2 protein-coding genes are annotated in these 1,974 nt (G+C 45.8%); one reads left to right on the top strand and one right to left on the bottom strand.

Going from position 1 to position 1,974, the window contains the following annotated elements; genetic code table 11:
• The first annotated feature begins 353 nt into the window (after positions 1-353).
• Positions 354-866, top strand: coding sequence for a hypothetical protein (locus PX636_RS18960; protein WP_002798477.1), 513 nt, complete (start codon positions 354-356; stop codon positions 864-866).
• 98 nt (positions 867-964) lie between these two features.
• Here PX636_RS18960 and PX636_RS18955 read toward each other — a convergent pair whose 3' ends face one another.
• Positions 965-1,819 carry a helix-turn-helix domain-containing protein gene (locus tag PX636_RS18955; protein WP_288118298.1) on the bottom strand — a complete coding sequence of 285 codons (855 nt, stop codon included), beginning with the start codon at positions 1,817-1,819 and terminating at the stop codon, positions 965-967.
• Positions 1,820-1,974 lie beyond the last annotated feature (155 nt).

Genomic DNA, 1,974 nt, shown 5'->3' with positions numbered 1-1,974 from the left:
TTAATACTGCACACTTAAAAACTCACATCTGATAACTGATAACTTACCCACTGATAACTGATAACTGATAACTGATAACTGAGAGGTGCGCCACTGGAAGTTCTTAAGTGCTACATCAAAAATCAGGAAAAGCCGTCGTAAAACGACGGGGTTTTAACCCAAATTTTCGATAAACCAGAAGAACCCAAATACTGATGGGCAGTCAGGAGTTTAAGCTTGTGGAGAGACTGTAAGACTCGTTGGGATTCGTCTCAAAAAGCAGGTTTCTGTGAAGCAAGAATCTCCCATCACACAGCTTGGCATTGTGATGGCGAGAGTGTCAAAATTGTGTTCAATTACTCGTCATCCCAGTCATGCCTTCCAGCGGTCAAGTGAAATCGATTTTTTTTCTGATCCTCTTTCTCCTCAGTATTCTAGGGGGTATTCTACTGGCTTCGCTACTTCAACAACCAGCGATCGCCCAATCGCCTTCCTCGGATACATTGCTGAATCGTTATCAAATTGGACAGCAAACCTATCTAGAAAATTGTGCCACTTGCCATATTGCCATTCCCCCCAGTATCCTACCCAGTCAAACTTGGAAAAAAATCCTAGAAAATCCTAATTCTCACTATGGTATCCGTTTAAAACCAATTGTTGGCATTACTCAGCGTCTTATCTGGGATTATCTCAGTTATTCTTCCCGCCCTCTTACCCAGACTACTTTTGTTCCCCTCCTAATTGAACAGTCCAGCTATGTAAAGGTTTTGCACCCTAGGGTCAATTTACCCACTCCTCTCGGTCATACCACCTGTGTCAGCTGTCATCCTAACGCTTCCCGCTACGATTATCAGACCCTTACCCCCATCTGGGATGATGCAGCCTGATCAGTGATCAGGAGTCGGGAGTCAGGAGATTATTTTTTTTATTCTTCCCAACACCCCATCACCCCATCACCCCATCTTCCCACACCCCACACCCAATCCTACTGAGGGGGTGCAGTTAGGGTGATTTCGCCAATTTGGCCAGCTTTACCCATTAATTGGGCAGGTTTTTGGTTAAGAGAGATTTTAACACCGCCAGCATTGCCCGATCGAATATTTAAACTCTTTTGGGCTGTCCAAGTTTGTTTAGTCCCGGGTTGGAGATTGCCTTCATGGACTTTTTGGCCATCGGCAATTACCCTTACCCAAGCGGCCTGTTCAATAGTTACTTCGGCTGAGAGGGGAACTTTTGACTGAGGAGAAGGGGAAGGAGAGGCTATCGGTGCGGGAGGGACTACCGGCGCGGGGGAAACCACGGGGGAAGGAGAGGGAGTAACGGCAGGGGGGTTAGAGAGAGGGGGACGGAGGAAAAGATAGCCAATACCACAAAATATGCCCGCCAGCAAGCCTAGCCAGAGATACATCCCGAAAAAGGTTGATTTAGCCGGTTGAGGGCCAGTTTCCGGGGCTGGTTTTTCTGCTTTCACCGGTTCCACTTTTGGGGCAGCGGGTTCAGCCTTGGGGAGAGGGGTAACTTTTGTGGGCAGTGTTTTCGGGATAGTTACCTCTTGAGCTAATTGTTCCGCACTAGGAGACAAGCGATCGGCTAAAGCTTTACCATCAATTTTTAGAGCATCACCGTAGCGTTTGATAAATCCCTTGACATAAATTAATTCTGGTAATTTCTCCCAATTCCCCGTTTCCAACGCTTCTAGCATTGGTACTCTAATCATCGTCAGGGCGGCGATATCGTCCATGCTCAGGCCGCTTTCTTCCCGTTTTTGACGTAAATAAGTCCCGATTTCCTTGATTTGTTCGGCTTGTAGGGGACTGAGTTGACTCATAATTCCAGTCATAATCTATACCAATTAGATGATAATCTCGATTTTGTTATTTTGGGATAATCTGTTCTCTAGAAGCTCCTTTTACCTTGTCATCATTACCGGCGAAAAGGTTCCAAAAAATGGCAAAAATCGGCAATACTTGCCAAAGTTAAGTTTTTTATTCTCGG

It is taken from the genome of Microcystis sp. M53598_WE2, from assembly GCF_030067735.1.
Lineage (GTDB): Bacteria > Cyanobacteriota > Cyanobacteriia > Cyanobacteriales > Microcystaceae > Microcystis > Microcystis aeruginosa.
The sequence above is the reverse complement of the archived record's forward strand: the minus strand, read 5'-3'. Positions and strand labels throughout refer to the sequence as shown.

Excerpts from the sequence above, each read along its gene's own strand:
- PX636_RS18955 (WP_288118298.1), bottom strand. The coding sequence starts at position 1,819 with ATGACTGGAATTATGAGTCAACTCAGTCCCCTACAAGCCGAACAAATC.
- PX636_RS18960 (WP_002798477.1), top strand. The coding sequence starts at position 354 with ATGCCTTCCAGCGGTCAAGTGAAATCGATTTTTTTTCTGATCCTCTTT.